This window comes from Azospirillum tabaci, from assembly GCF_014596085.1.
GTDB classification, from domain to species: domain Bacteria; phylum Pseudomonadota; class Alphaproteobacteria; order Azospirillales; family Azospirillaceae; genus Azospirillum; species Azospirillum tabaci.
Genome location: NZ_JACCJY010000046.1, coordinates 24,646 through 39,052, shown reverse-complemented (window position 1 = coordinate 39,052; position 14,407 = coordinate 24,646). Strand labels below are relative to the sequence as shown.

Below are 14,407 nucleotides of genomic sequence, written 5' to 3'. Positions count from 1 at the left end.
CCCGCCGCCGCAGCGGTCACCGTGCCCAGGGCGGTGCTGCCCTCGTACAGCACAACCACCCCAGCCTCGGCGACGCTGCCCGTGATGACGGGAGTTGTGACACTGGTCAGCGTGTCGGTGGTCGAGCCGCTGTTCGATGCCGTGGTCAGAGCAAGGTTGCTCGGAGCGCTAGCCCCGGTGTCGATGGTGACGGTCAGCGCGGTGGAGGCGGCCGAGGTGTTGCCCGCGGCGTCGGTCATCGTGGCCGTCAGCGTGTGCGCACCGTCGCTCAGCGAGGCCGCCGTGATGCTCCAGGCGCCCGCCGCCGCAGCGGTCACCGTGCCCAGGGCGGTGCTGCCCTCGTACAGCACAACCACCCCAGCCTCGGCGACGCTGCCCGTGATGACGGGAGTTGTGACACTGGTCAGCGTGTCGGTGGTCGAGCCGCTGTTCGACGACGCCACCAATGCCAGCCCGGTCGGCGACGAAGCGCTGGTGTCGATGGTGACGGTCAGCGCGGTGGAGGCGGCCGAGGTGTTGCCCGCGGCGTCGGTCATCGTGGCCGTCAGCGTGTGCGCACCGTCGCTCAGCGAGGCCGCCGCGATGCTCCAGGCGCCCGCCGCCGCAGCGGTCACCGTGCCCAGGGCGGTGCTGCCCTCATACAGCACAACCACGCCGGCTTCACCCACTGTCCCGGTGATCACCGGTACCGTCACGTTCGTCAGCGTGTCGGCGGTCGAGCCGCTGTTCGACGACGCCACCAATGCCAGCCCGGTCGGCGACGAAGCGCTGGTGTCGATGGTGACGGTCAGCGCGGTGGAGGCGGCCGAGGTGTTGCCCGCGGCGTCGGTCATCGTGGCCGTCAGCGTGTGCGCACCGTCGCTCAGCGAGGCCGCCGCGATGCTCCAGGCGCCCGCCGCCGCAGCGGTCACCGTGCCCAGGGCGGTGCTGCCCTCATACAGCACAACCACGCCGGCTTCACCCACTGTCCCGGTGATCACCGGTACCGTCACGTTCGTCAGCGTGTCGGTGGTCGAGCCGCTGTTCGATGCCGTGGTCAGAGCAAGGTTGCTCGGAACGTTAGCCCCGGTGTCGATGGTGACGGTCAGGGCGGACGAGGCGGCCGAGGTGTTGCCCGTCGCATCGGTCACCGTGGCCGTCAGCGTGTGCGCACCGTCGCTCAGCGAGGCCGCCGCGATGCTCCAGGCACCCGCCGCCGCAGCGGTCACCGTGCCCAGGGCGGTGCTGCCCTCGTACAGCACAACCACCCCAGCCTCGGCGACGCTGCCCGTGATGACGGGAGTTGTGACACTGGTCAGCGTGTCGGTGGTCGAGCCGCTGTTCGATGCCGTGGTCAGAGCAAGGTTGCTCGGAACGTTAGCCCCGGTGTCGATGGTGACGGTCAGGGCGGACGAGGCGGCCGAGGTGTTGCCCGCCGCATCGGTCACCGTGGCCGTCAGCGTGTGCGCACCGTCGCTCAGCGAGGCCGCTGTGATGCTCCAGGCGCCCGCCGCCGCAGCGGTCACCGTGCCCAGGGCGGTGCTGCCCTCGTACAGCACAACCACCCCAGCCTCGGCGACGCTGCCCGTGATGACGGGAGTTGTGACACTGGTCAGCGTGTCGGTGGTCGAGCCGCTGTTCGATGCCGTGGTCAGAGCAAGGGTGCTCGGAACGTTAGCCCCGGTGTCAATGGTCACTAGGAGAGAGCCCGACGCCTGACTCTCGACGCCGGACACGATCACCTTGGCAGTCAGCGTCCAGGCCCCGTCGGCAAGTGCCGTGCCGGGGACCACCGACCATGTTCCGGAGCCGTTGGCCGTCCCAGTCCCGATCTCGATACCGTTTCCGTACAGATGCACGACGCTGCCGGCGTCGGCTGTTCCCGTCAGCGTGGGCTGCGCAGCATTTGTCACCCCGTCGCCGGACACGCCGCTGTCCGAGGCCGGGTTGAGCACCGGAGTGGACGGGCTGGCCGACAGCACGATCAGCGTATCGGTGCCGTTGAGCGTCAACGTCTGGAACGGCGTGTAGACGGTCTCGACGCCGGAGACGAAGAGAGTGCCCTGGTTGCCGGAGGGAGAGAAGGTCACAACATCGGTGCCGACACCGCCGATCAGCGTCTCCAGTTCTGACACCGCAAGGGTATTGCCCTTGCTGTCACCAATCGTCACCACGTCAGTGCCGGTGCCACCGGTCAGCGTCTCGACACCGCCCACCAGCACCGTGTTGCCGCCGCCGCCCAGCGTCACCACGTCGGTGCCGATGCCGCCGGCCAGCGTCTCGACACCGCTCACCAGCACCGTGTTGCCGCCGCTGCCCAGTTCCACCAGGTCGGTGCCGGTGCCGCCCACCAGCGTCTCGACACCATCCACCAGTAGTGTGACGCCGGGATTGCCCAGCGTCACCACGTCGGTGCCGGAGTTGCCGATCAGAGTCTCCAATCGCCACACGGTGAGCGTGTTGCCCACGCTGTCGCCGAGCGTCACGATGTCGAGGCCGGAGCCGCCGTTGATCGTTTCGACTCCGCTCACCGTCATCACGTTGCCGCCGGAGGTGAGCGTCAGCACGTCGGTGCCGGAACCACCGGTCAGCGTCTCCAGCAGCCGGACCAGCAGCGTGTTGCCGCCGCTTGCCAGCGTCACCACGTCGGTGCCGGAACCGCCGAACAGCGTCTCGACCCGCGACACCTCGATGGTGTTGCCGCCGCTGCCCAGCGTCACGATGTCCGTCGCACCACCGCCGATCAACGTCTCGACGAGGCTCGCCAGCATGGTGTTGCCCCACGTCGTGCCAAAGGACACCACGTCGGTGCCGGCACCGCCGGTGACCGTCTCGAGCCGCGACACCTGGATGGTGTTGCCGCCGCTGGCCAGCGTAACGATTTCCTGGCCGGTGTTGCCAGTCAGCGTCTCGATGCAGCTGACCAGCACGGTCATGCCGCTGGCGGAGACCGTCACCACGTCGGTGCCGGCCCCCCCGGTCAACGTTTCCAGAGCGGACACCAGCATGGTGCTGCCGGCGCTGCCCAGCGTCACGACGTCGACGCCGGCGGCGCCGATCAACGATTCCAGAAGAGACACCGTCAACGTGTTCCCGCCGGTGAGCAGCGTCACAACGTCGGAACCGGAACCGCCGGTCAGTGTCTCGATGCCGCTCACCCTCAGCGTGTTCCCGCCGGTGCCAAGCGTCACGATGTCGGTGCCGGAGCCACCGAACAGCGTCTCCATGAGCCGGACCGTCAGCGTGTTGCCCTCGCTGTCCAACCTCACCATGTCGGAACCGGAACCGCCGATCAGCGTCTCGACGCTGCTCACCCACAGCGTGTTGCTGCCGCTGGCCAGAGTGACCACGTCGAGACCGGAACCGCCGAACAGCGTCTCCACAAGCCGGATCGTCAGCGTGTTGCCGTTGCTGTCCAGCGTCACGGTGTCGGCCCCGGAGCCGCCGACGATGCTCTCCAGCAACCGGACCGTCAGCGCGTTGCCGCCGGCGCCCAGCGTCACGGTGTCGGTGCCGGAGCCGCCGATGAGGCTCTCCAGCAAGCGGACCGTCACCGTGTTGCCGCTGTTGCCCAGCGTCACCGAATCGACGCCGGCGCCGCCGGTCAGCGTTTCGATGCCCTCCGCCAACAACGTGTTGCCGCCGCTGGCGAACGTCACCACGTCGGTGCCGATCCCGCCGGTCAGCGTCTCCAGCCGGAACACCGTCAGCGTGTTGCCCGTGCTGTTGCCCAGCGTCACCACGTCGGCGCCGATGCCGCCGGTCAGCGATTCGACGCCCTCCACCAGCAGCGTGTTGCCGAGGGAGCCCAGCGTCACCACGTCGCCGCCGATGCCGCCAGTCAGCGTCTCGATGCCGCTCACCAGCAGCGTGTTCCCGAAAGAGCCCAGCGTCACCGCGTCCGTGCCGGCGCCGCCCGCCAGCGTCTCGACCCGGCTCACCAGAAGCGTGTTGCCGGCAGCGCCCAGAATCACGACGTCGGTGGCAGTGCTGCCGGTCAGCGTCTCGATCCCGGTGACGATGAAGGTCGCCCCGATGTCGACCAGCGACACCACGTCGATGCCGGTGCCGCCGGTCAGCGTGTTGATCTGCGACAGCGCGATCGTGTTTCCGCCGTTGCCCAGCGTCACGGTCACCGGGGCGACGTTGCGGAAATACTCCAGATCGCCGCCGTCGACGCCGATCACCAGATCGCGGTCGCCGTCGCCGTCGAGATCGCCCAGGGCCGGCCGTGGGTACGCTCCGGGGCCGAGAGCACCGTAGGGATTCGTGGCAAACAGCGAAAAGGTCGGCGCCGCCGCCGTGCCGACGTTGACGTAAACGGTGCTCTTGGTGATGAGATCGACGAGGCCGTCCCCGTTGATGTCCGCCAGAGCGGGCGACGCGTAGCCATCGAGCTCGCGAGGCAGGCCGAAGGGGTTGGTCCCTTCCAGCGAGAAGGCTGGCGCCTGTGTCGAGCCGTTGTTGCGGTAAAGGAATATGTTCCCATCAGCGCTGCCGATCAGCAGATCGAGATCGCCGTCGCTGTCCAGATCGGCAAAGCTCGGCGTCCCGTAACTGCCGGCGTTCTGGATGCCGAACAGGCCGGTGCCTTCGAGCGAGAAGGTTGGCGCCTGTGGTGAGGTCCCGTTGTTGCGGAAGAACAGGGTGGTGCCGGCGTGGTTGCCGATGAACAGGTCGAGATCGCCGTCGCCGTCGATGTCAACGACGGTGGGAAGCGCGCCGCCCGCGCTGACGTTGGTGATCCCGAATGGATTGGTGCTGTCCAGCGTGAAGGTCGGCGACAGCGTCGTTCCGTTGTTGCGGAAGAAGACCGTGTTTCCGTCCGCGTTGCCGACCAGGAGGTCGAGATCGCCGTCACCGTCAAGGTCAGCCAGCACCGGGCCGGCCTCGCTTCCGATGTCGGAAAGGCCGAAGCTGTTGGTGCCGATCATGGTGAAGGTCGGATTCGCCACGGTCTTTCAGCCCTCACGTCACGCAGCCGGCACGGCCACCGGTCTCGGATGGATCAATGCACTATCATAGGCTAATCATCGGTATATAAGCGGTTTATAAGGCACGCTTTTGGCTAAAAATGCCGGCGCATGCCCGCCCAAGCCCCCATTGCTTCGATGGATTCTAATTTACCGTGAGAACGCGTACGCATCGGTGGCACCTGGATACGCCGCACGAAAAGATATATCCTTGTAGTTGAAACAAAAACCAAAAGCTTCTGTAAGGGGGGAGGAATGCCGTCTCGGACAGAACCAAAGCTGAACGGCCCTGCTGGCTTGCCAGCCGCACAGCCGGTCCCATCCGGGGACCCAGCGGACACTGAGCCGACGTCCGAACCGCCCCACCGGTTGCGGATGCGTGATTGGATGCCGTATGACGGCGATAGAGGAGGCGACTCGGACGCCACCGAGGCCTGATCGACGAGCAGGCTGGAGCGCCAGAATGGCCCGATAGGGGTCGACGGCCGCCTCGAACCGCCCGATGCGGTGGAAACGGGGCGCCTCCTCCAGGTCGTCCGTGCGAAGCGACAGCTCCGGCCTGGGACCGCCGGCCGGGGGGTTGGAAAGGGCCGACCTCGGAGGTCACGCGGGTTCGGCGCCAAACGGCGGACGGTGCCGTCATTGGGCGTGGTCGGGCATCAGGCTGTCGACGATGCGCACCAGATCCACCACCGACCGCACCCCCATCTTGCGCATGGCCTGACCACGGTGCAGCTTCACCGTCGCCTCGCTGAGGTCCAGGTCACCGGCGATCTGTTTGTTGCGCAGGCCGGACACCACCATCATCGCGACCTCGCGTTCGCGCACGGTCAGCGTGTCGAAGCGGGCGCGCTGAACGACGAGGCTGCGCTCCTGGTCACGCCGCTCGCCGTGCTGAGCGATGGCGGCGTGGATGGCGTCCAGCAGGTGCTGGTGGTGGACCGGCTTGGTCAGGAACTCGAAGGCTCCCGCCTTCATCGCGCGGACCGACATCGCAACGTCGCCATGACCGCTGATGAAGATCACCGGAAGACTGTTGCCGCACCGCGCCAGTTCCGCCTGGAAATCCAGCCCGCTGCGCCCCGGCAACCGCACGTCCAGCACCATGCAGCCGACGTCGATGGCCGGTTTCTGGTCGACGTACTGCTGCACCGAGCCAAAGCTCCTCACCGGCAGCCCGACGGAGTCGAGCAGCCCTTCCAGCGCTTCACGGACGGCTTCGTCGTCGTCGATGACCACCACGGTCACCGTTGCCTCGGCGGCCTTGCTCGCCATCCCCATTCCCATCACGTCTCTCCGGGCGACGGCGGGAGTACGAATTCGAACACGCTCCCGCAAGGCGTTCCAGGGGTCGCGGTCAGCCGACCGCCATGCAACTCCACGATGGACCGGCTGATCGACAGCCCCATGCCCAGCCCACTGGGCTTGGTGGTGTAGAAGGCGCGGAAAAGGACATCCGGATCGGATTCCGCGATGCCCGGCCCGCTGTCCTCGACGCGGACGCTGATCCCGCCGTCGCCGCTGGCGGTGACGATGCGCAGGCGCCGCAGCGGCAGATCCGGGGCGGCCATCGCTTCGATGGCGTTCATCACCAGATTGAGGACGAGCTGCTGCAACTGCACCCGGTCGCCGTGGACCCGGGACGGGCCCGCCTGGAGGTCGGTTTCCAACGCGATCCGGGCTCGGCGCAGCTCGGCCCGGACCAGCGCCAGCGTCTCGACCACCAGGGCGTTCACGTCGACCCATCCCGGATCGGCCGGGGTCCGCCGCGCCAGCGCGTGAATGCTGCGGACCACGTCGCCGGCCCGCTGGGCGTCGCGCACGATCCGCTCCGCCACGGCGCGGGTCTTGCCGAGGTCGGGTTCCGGCTGCGACAGGCGCTGAAGGCAGGTGCCGGCGTTGGTGATGATCGCCATCAGCGGCTGGTTGACCTCGTGCGCGACGGCGGCGGCCAGTTCCCCCATCATGGTGAGTCGGCTGATCCGGGCGAGGTCGGTTTGGGCCTTGCGCAAGGTCTCGGCTATCTGGCGGCGCTGCGTCAGGTCGCTGAACACCAGGATGGCGCCGGCGACCTCCCCGCGGTCGTCGATGATGGCGGAGCAGCGCTCCTCCACCACGATTCCGGTCAATTCGGTCCCAGTCAACTCAGTCCGAGTCGACTCGCCCGCTTCGCCGCGGGGCAGAAGGCGGGACAGCCGTTCCGGCGGAGCGAGGGCACCGCTGCGTCGGACGAGAGCGGAGAAATCCTCCTGCGGCTCCAGCGTTTCCTCATCCACGGCGACGAAGACGGCGGTGAGCGGCCGCCCGGCCGCTTCCGCCGCCGTCCAGCCGGTCATCGCTTCCGCGACCCGGTTCATGAAATCGACGCGACCGTCGCGGTCGCACAGGATCACGCCGTCGCGAATGCTCGCGAGCGTGGCGGCGTAGCGCCGTTCGCTCATCCGCAGCTTGGCATCGCTGGCCTGCTTGTAGAGCGCCATCTGAATGACGGTGCGCATCTGCGGCTCTTCGAGCGGCTTCAACAGATACCCGAAGGGCTCCGTCAGGCTGGCGCGCTGCACGACGTCGTCGTTGGCGTAAGCGGTGAGAAAGACGACGGGGATGCGCTGCGCGTCGCGGATCCGGCGCGCCGCCTCGATCCCGTCCATCTCCCCTTCCAGACGGATGTCCATCAGGACCAGGTCGGGCTGATGGCTGCCGGCCAGCCGCACCGCCTCCTCGCCGCTGGCCGACAGGCCGACCACGACATGACCCATTCGGGAAACCTGATGCTGAATATCACGCGCGACGATACGGTCGTCTTCAACGATCAGGATACGAGCCGCGATCATTCATGTCCCCGAATGCGCCCTCTCAAGGGAAAGGCAACGATGAATTCTGTTCCTGTGCTGGGGTTGTATTCCAAGGAACCGTGCAACTGAGCCGTCAAGTCCGCAATCAGTTGGAAGCCGAGCGTGTCCATCCTATCGGGATCATAACCACCGGGCAAGCCCACGCCGTCGTCGCGAACGGACAGCCGGCAGTCCCGCCCCTCCACCGCCAGGGCCACGCTCAGCACCCCGCCCCGCCCCTCCGGAAAGGCGTGCTTCAAGGCGTTTGAGACCAGCTCGTTGACGATCAGTCCGCAGGGCACCGCGCGGTCGAGGTCGAGTTGCAGATCGTCCACGGCGGTCGCCAGCCGCACCGCGCCGGCCTGCCGGGAATAGGCGCGCAGCAGATGGGCGCACACCGACTCCAGATGCTCGCGCATCGGCACGCGGGCGAAATTGCCGAGACGGTAGAGGTTCTCGTGCACCAGTGCCATCGACCGCACGCGATCGCGGCTGTCGGCGAACAGGGCGGCGACCGCCTCGTCCTCGACGCGGCGGGCCTGGAGGTTGAGAAGGCTGGTGACGAGTTGCAGGTTGTTCTTCACCCGGTGGTGGATCTCCTTCAGCAGCGCCTCCTTCTCGTCCAGCGTCGCAGTCTCCAGCGCCGCCGCGGCCTGAGCCCCGAGAAGCGTCAGGATGTTGACCCGCTGCGGCGTGAAGGCGTGGGTGGCCAGCGCATTCTCCAGATGCAGCAGCCCGACGACGCGGCGGCGGCGGACCAGCGGCATGCACAGGATGGAGCGCGCGTCCGTCTGGCGGACGTAGGGATCGGCGGAGAAGAGACCGCCCGCCCGGGTGTCGTCGACGATCACCGCCTCCTGGTCGCGGATCGCGCCGTGGACGATGGCGTGGGGCAGCGGGATGCGCTCGGCATCCTCGCGGACCAGCCGGACCGACACGCCATAGAGCCCGGTCGTCGCTTCCGCCTCCACCCGCAACCCTTCGCCGCGGGCGAGGATCAGCATGCCGCGGCTGGCGCCGGCATGCTCCAGGACCAGCGTCAGCAGGCCGGTGATGAGCTGCTCCACGCTCGCTTGGTCGGACACCGCGCGCAGCGTCCCGAGAAGCGCCGCCGGATCAATGCCGTCGAAGCCCCGCGGGGCCTCCGGCGGGGCCGGCTCGACGGTTTCCAGAGCGAGGGTGGGGTAGCGCCGGGCAAGCTGCCCAACCTTGGCGGTGGCTCCCCACCGCGCATAACCCTCGGCCGCGTCGCGAATGCAGGCGCGCTCCAGCGTCGCCACCCCCAGCCGGCGGTAGAAGCCGGCGGCGCATTCATGGGCCAGCGCCTCTACATGCGGCAGCGCGCTGCGCCGGGCCGCCTGAACCGCGCGGTCGTAGCCGCGCATCGCGTCCTCCGTCCGCCCCTGGGTCCTCGCCGCCTCCGCATCGGCCAGGGCGAAGCGGGCGTCGAAGCTGTCGGGGCCGTGGCCCGCCCAATCGCGCAGCTGGCCGAGATGCCGGTCGAGCGCCGCGGCATGACGGGCGCGATGGTCCGGGGGGGCGTCGTCCATCGCCCCGGCCCGGGCCAGGGCGGCGTGGAAGTGGAACTCGGCCATCTCCCAATGGCCCGACGTGGTCCACAAAAGCCCTTCCGCCCGCTCCGCCGCCTCGACCGCCGCTGTCATCTCACCGGCGATGCAACGGAGCTGGAGGGTGCGGATCCAGTGCCAGCAGGTGGCGATGTCCAGGCTGGGATTGGCCAGCAGCCGCGCCTCGAAAGCGGCGTTGTCAAAGCCCTGCCCGTCGAAGCCGCCGATCGCATCGGTCTGCCCGCGCAAGGCGCGCAGCAGTTGGAGCTGGGTGGTCAGGATATCGGCGCAGAGCCCGAACCTCACCTGCCGGACATAGGCGAGACGCGCCTCTGCCGTGCGCTGGACCGTCGCCAGCGGATCGCCCGACGCCAGCATGCTGGTGACGAGGGTGACGCTGGTGAAACCGCCGTAGGTGACGTCGCCCGCCTCCCGCGCCTCCTCGAAGGCGCGCAGCAGCAAGGCGCGCTCGCTGCGAATGTCGCGCGTCCACGGGACGACGTGATAGGCGAAGGTCATCAGCACCCGCGCCCGGTAGCGCGTCGGCCCCTGCCGCTCCGCCAGATCGTAACCGAGGCGGCCGAAGTCGTAGCCGGCGGCGTAATCGCCGAAACACGGGCCGGCCATCATGCCGAGATAGGCGAAGCCCAGGGCGGACGCGTCGCTTCGCCCGCTTTGAAGGGTCAGGTTGGCCATCCGGCACAGGATCAGGCAGACGAGGTTGCGGTCGCTGAAGAAGGCGGGCGGCAGCGCGGCGGCCAGCACGTCCAGCGTCGCCCGGCTGTCGGGATCGGCGACGGCGGACAGCGTCGCCAGCGACGCGATGGGCCGGTCGCCGATGGCCGCCCGCAGCCGCTCATACTCCTCGTGAGCCAAAGCAGCCGGCGGATGGGCGAGCCAATCGATCCCGACCCCCCGCAGATAGGCCAGACAGGACTCGATGGCGCGATCGCTGCGGTCGATCGCGGTGAAGACGGTGACGAGCAGCGCCGTGATCGCGGCGCGGTCCGCCGGACGCTCGGCCCGACCGGCGAGGACGAGCAGGCGCCGCTCCGCCTGTTGCAGATCGCCGCGGAGGAACTCGCATTCAGCCTGGAGATGCTCCAGCGCGAAGGCCAGCCGGTGCCGCCCGTTCCCGCCGCCTTCCAGCAGACGCAGACCGCCCAGCGCGTAGGCCGACGCCGAGTCGTGGGCGCTGGCGGCCTTGGCCTGATGGCCGGCGGCGAGATGGAGCGCCGCCACCTCCGCCCGCTCCCGCCCGTCCCGTATCAGGGGAAGGCAGCGGTCATACTGGCCGACCAGAACGAACAGCCGCTCCCCCGTCAGGTCGGCCGCGAAGCCGCGGTGCAACGCGCGGGCGATGTCGAGGTGGAGCGTGCCGCGCGTGTCCTCCGGCACCAGCGCGTAGGCTCCTTCCTGCACCCGATCGTGGAGGAAGCGGACTCCGTCCTCGGTGCGCAGGATCAGCCCCTCGGCCAGCACCGGCTCCAGGTGACGCGCGGCTTCCTCCTCCGTCAGGCCGGCGGCGAGGGCCAGGGTGGACAGCCGGACGGCGGCGCCGAGCGCGGCGTGGCGGAACAGCAGGTCGCGCGCCAGCACCGGAAAGCGGGCCAGCCGCTCGTTCATCAGCGTGGCGATGCCGGCGCCCGCCGGCGCCTGCTCCACCGCCGCAAGGTCCCAGTCCCAGCGCCTGGCGTCGCGGTCGAACCACAGGTGCCCGGAGCGTTCCAGCGCGGTCAGGAACTGGACCGCGAAGAAGGCGTTGCCGCCGGTCCGCTCCTGCAGGCGAGCGGCGAGCGGCGCCACCTCGCCGGGCTTGCGGTCCAGACTGTCGGCGATCATGCGACGCAGATCGTCAGGGGACAGCGGCCCCAGCGCGATCCGCTCACAATCGATCGCGTCGCCGGCCGCTTGAATCCGGCGCATCAGCGCCTCCAGCGGGTGGCCGCCTCCGACCTCGTCGCCTCGATAGGCGCCGACCAGCAGCAGATGGTCCACGCCCCCGTCGGCAACCAGCCGGTCGAGCAGGTCCAGCGTCGCGCGGTCCAGCCAATGCAGGTCGTCAAGGAACAGGACCAGGGGATGGTCGGGCCGTGCGAAGGTCCGCAGCACCCGCCGGAACAGCAGGTCGAAGCGGTTCTGGGCCTCACGCGGCGGCAAGGGCGGAACGGCGGGCTGATCGCCGATCAGCAGGGCGAGATTCGGGATCAGCGCGGTCATCAGGGCACCGCCCTCGCCCACCGCCTCGGCCAGGGCACGGCGCCAGTGGTCGCGATGCGGGGCCGGCAGCGCCAGAAAGCGGCTGACCAGCCCGCGAAAGGCTTCCGCCAGGCTGGCATAGGGAAGGTCGCGCTCGCCCTGGTCGACCTTGCCGCCGGCGAACAGGCCCTGCGGCGGCACCACACGCTCCTCCAGCGCCCGGACGATCGCCGACTTGCCGACGCCCGACCGACCGGCGATCAGGACGATGCCCATCCGGCCGCGGGCGGCCACCCGCTCGAAGGCGGCCTCTAGGACGGCCGTCGGCTCGTCCCGCCCATAGAGGCCCGGCGCCGGGACCAACCCCTCCGGCAGATCGCGCCGACCGACCGGAAAGGGGAGGACGCGGCCCTCCATGTCCCAAAGCCGGAGGGTCTGGGCAAGGTCGCGGACGAGGCCGTCGGCGGTCTGGTAACGGTCCTCCGCCATCTTGGCCAGCAGCCGCAGCAGGATGTCGGCGATGACCGTGGGGAGGTCGGGCGCGTGGTGAGCCGGCGGGACCGGCGCCCGCGCGAGGTGGCTGTGGATCCATCCCATCGGATCGCAGGCGACAAAGGGAAGCGCGCCGGTGAACACCTCGTAGAGCGTGACGCCAAGCGCGTAGAGGTCGCTGCGGCGGTCGACCGGCCGGCCCGTCCGCCCTGACTGTTCGGGTGCCATGTAGGGCAGAAGCGCGTCCGGACGCTCGGCGGCGTGGAGGGGCGGCGCCGGTACGGAGCAGGCCCGGCCGAAGCCGGTCAGGCGCACCGTTCCCTCATCGTCGACCAGCAGGTTGAACGGCCGCAGATCGCCGTGCAGCAGGCCGCGGCGATGCAGCTGCGCCACCGCCTCCGCGATGCGGAGCGCCAGCGCGAGCCGCTGGCGGAAGGGCATCGCCGGCACGGGCAGCGCCGAGAGCGGCTGTCCGCCCGGATCGGCGAGGGTCAGAACCGGGACCATGCCATGCTGCAGAAGGTCGAGCGGCTTGACCGCCCAGGCGGGATCGAGCCGGCGGGACAAGGCGTGCTCCCGCCGCAGCCGGTCGAGCGCGGCGTCGGACCGTCCCGCCGGTTCGCTCGGCCCGCCCGGATCGCCCGGACGCGCCGCGGCCATGCGGGCGAGGATGGGAAAAGGCTGGTCGGGCCGGGTCAAGCGCAGCAGCCGGCTTTCCCCGTCGCTGTCCAGGACGCGGCCGCCGGAACCGGCTTCCATCAGGTGATCGACGCAGAATTCCATGGATTGGCCTCTCCCCTTCGGCGCCCATGGTAGCGGCATTCCGCCGCCGAGGGGCACTCCGCCGACGGATTGTCCGGTCTTGACCGGCCGCCGACCCCACTTAGCTTTGCTTCCGGCCCGATCGGCGCCGGCGGCAGCGTCCGGCCGACGACGGTCACCGACACCCAGGTCCGGCTGCAGGAGCGCGCCATGGTCGACGCCATCATCATCGGAGCCGGCCAGGCCGGGCCACCGCTGGCCGGGCGCCTCACCGCCACCGGCATGACCGTGGCGGTCGTCGAACGCAAGCTGTTCGGCGGCACCTGCGTCAACACCGGCTGCACCCCGACCAAGACGTTGATCGCCAGCGCCCGCGTGGCCCGGATGGCGCAGCGGGCCGCCGAGTACGGCGTGGCGCTCGACGGCCCGGTGCGCGTCGACATGGCAAAGGTCAAGGCGCGCAAGGACGCCGTTTCCGGCCGGTCGCGCCAGAATGTCGAACGCTGGCTGCGCGGTATGCCCGGCTGCCGGGTGCTGCAGGGCCATGCCCGCTTCGAATCCCCCAACAGCGTGCGCGTCGGCGACGAATTGCTGACAGCGGAGCGCATCTTCATCAATGTCGGCGCCCGCGCCGCGGTCCCGGACATGCCGGGGGTGCGCGACGTCGGCATCCTGACCAGCGGCACGATCCTCGACCTGGACCAGGTGCCGCGGCATCTGGTGGTGGTCGGCGGCAGCTACATCGGCCTGGAATTCGCGCAGATGTTCCGCCGTTTCGGCGCCGAGGTGACCGTCGTGGAGAAGAGCGACCGGCTGATCCCGCGCGAGGACCCCGACGTTTCCGCCGCGATCCGCGACCTGTTGGAGGCGGAAGGGGTGACGGTCCGCCTGTCGGCCGACTGCATCCGCTTCGCCCCCCACGACGACGGCGTGGAGGTGGGCGTGACCTGCGCCTCCGGCGCGCCGTCGGTGGTGGGAAGCCACGCGCTGCTGGCGGTGGGGCGCGTGCCCAACACCGACGACCTCGGCCTCGACCGGGCCGGGGTGGCGACCGACTCCCGCGGCACCATCACGGTGGATGACACGCTGCGCACCAACGTGCCGGGCATCTGGGCGATGGGCGACTGCAACGGGCGCGGCGCCTTCACCCACACCGCCTACAACGACTTCGAGATCGTCGCGGCGAACCTGCTCGACGGCGACCCGCGCAGCGTGGACGACCGCATCCAGGCCTACGCGCTCTACACCGACCCGCCGCTCGCCCGCGTCGGCATGACCGACGAGGCGGTCCGCCGCTCCGGCCGGCGCGCGCTGGTCGGCATGCGGCCGATGACGCGCGTCGGGCGCGCGGTCGAAAAGGGCGAGACGCAGGGCTTCATGCGGATCGTCGTCGACGCCGACAGCCGGGAAATCCTGGGCGCCGCCATCCTCGGTCCCGGCGGCGACGAGGCCATCCACGGCGTGCTGGACATGATGTACGCCAAGGCGCCCTACCCCACCCTGCAACGCGCCGTCCACATCCACCCCACGGTGGCCGAACTGCTGCCGACCCTGCTGGGCGAGCTGAAGCCCTTGGACTAGCGGCACGGCGGAGGCGGCGCAA

5 protein-coding genes are annotated in these 14,407 nt (G+C 69.6%); 1 reads left to right on the top strand and 4 read right to left on the bottom strand.

Annotated elements, in window-relative coordinates; all coding sequences use genetic code 11:
* The 4 genes from H0B54_RS27675 to H0B54_RS27660 all read right to left on the bottom strand — a co-directional run.
* Positions 1-4,934 (bottom strand): beta strand repeat-containing protein (locus H0B54_RS27675; RefSeq protein WP_211109600.1); only part of this gene is annotated, 4,934 nt, incomplete at its 3' end.
* 657 nt (positions 4,935-5,591) lie between these two features.
* Positions 5,592-6,227, bottom strand: coding sequence for a response regulator transcription factor (locus tag H0B54_RS27670; RefSeq protein WP_343069042.1), 636 nt, complete (start codon positions 6,225-6,227; stop codon positions 5,592-5,594).
* An 11-nt stretch (positions 6,228-6,238) separates the two neighbouring features.
* Positions 6,239-7,783, bottom strand: a complete 1,545-nt coding sequence (locus tag H0B54_RS27665; protein ID WP_188263006.1) for an ATP-binding protein — start codon at positions 7,781-7,783, stop codon at positions 6,239-6,241.
* Positions 7,780-12,825 (bottom strand): AAA family ATPase, encoded by a 5,046-nt coding sequence (locus tag H0B54_RS27660; RefSeq protein ID WP_188263005.1) that lies wholly within the window; start codon positions 12,823-12,825, stop codon positions 7,780-7,782. Before H0B54_RS27660 ends, H0B54_RS27665 begins: the two co-directional genes overlap by 4 nt.
* 189 nt (positions 12,826-13,014) lie before the next feature.
* Between H0B54_RS27660 and H0B54_RS27655 the strand changes: the two genes are divergently transcribed.
* Entirely contained in the window at positions 13,015-14,385 is a 1,371-nt protein-coding gene (locus tag H0B54_RS27655) for an FAD-containing oxidoreductase (RefSeq protein WP_188263004.1), read from the top strand.
* The last annotated feature ends 22 nt before the right edge of the window (positions 14,386-14,407 follow it).

Excerpts from the sequence above, each read along its gene's own strand:
- H0B54_RS27670 (WP_343069042.1), bottom strand. The coding sequence starts at position 6,227 with ATGGCGAGCAAGGCCGCCGAGGCAACGGTGACCGTGGTGGTCATCGAC.
- H0B54_RS27665 (WP_188263006.1), bottom strand. The coding sequence starts at position 7,783 with ATGATCGCGGCTCGTATCCTGATCGTTGAAGACGACCGTATCGTCGCG.
- H0B54_RS27660 (WP_188263005.1), bottom strand. The coding sequence starts at position 12,825 with ATGGAATTCTGCGTCGATCACCTGATGGAAGCCGGTTCCGGCGGCCGC.
- H0B54_RS27655 (WP_188263004.1), top strand. The coding sequence starts at position 13,015 with ATGGTCGACGCCATCATCATCGGAGCCGGCCAGGCCGGGCCACCGCTG.